Source organism: Mesorhizobium sp. M6A.T.Cr.TU.017.01.1.1, from assembly GCF_004023115.1.
GTDB lineage: Bacteria > Pseudomonadota > Alphaproteobacteria > Rhizobiales > Rhizobiaceae > Mesorhizobium > Mesorhizobium mediterraneum.
Genome location: NZ_RZTA01000314.1, coordinates 1 through 398, shown reverse-complemented (window position 1 = coordinate 398; position 398 = coordinate 1). Strand labels below are relative to the sequence as shown.

Sequence of the window (398 nt, the reverse complement as noted above, 5' to 3'; positions counted from 1 at the left end):
GCGCGAATTGCAGCCGCTCAGGCGGCGCATCGGCATGATCTTCCAGCACTTCAACCTGCTCTCGGCCAAGACGGTCGAGGACAACGTGGCGCTGCCGCTCAAGATCGAAGGCCGTCCCAGGGCCGAACGGCTGGCGCGCGCGGCCGAGCTGCTCGAGCTCGTCGGCCTGTCGGAGAAGGCGAAAGCCTATCCGGCATCGCTGTCGGGCGGCCAGAAGCAGCGCGTCGGCATTGCCAGGGCGCTTGCCGCGCGGCCCGCGCTGCTGCTCTCGGACGAAGCCACCTCGGCGCTGGACCCGGAGACGACCCGCTCCATCCTTGCGCTTTTGAAAGACATCAACCGGCAGCTCGGCCTGACGATTCTGCTGATCACCCATGAGATGGAGGTGATCCGCTCGA

1 protein-coding gene is annotated in these 398 nt (G+C 66.8%); it reads left to right on the top strand.

The genetic code is table 11. The features are described 5' to 3' along the window. Window positions 1-398 (top strand): ATP-binding cassette domain-containing protein (locus tag EOB36_RS34155; protein ID WP_128286603.1); only part of this gene is annotated, 398 nt, incomplete at both ends.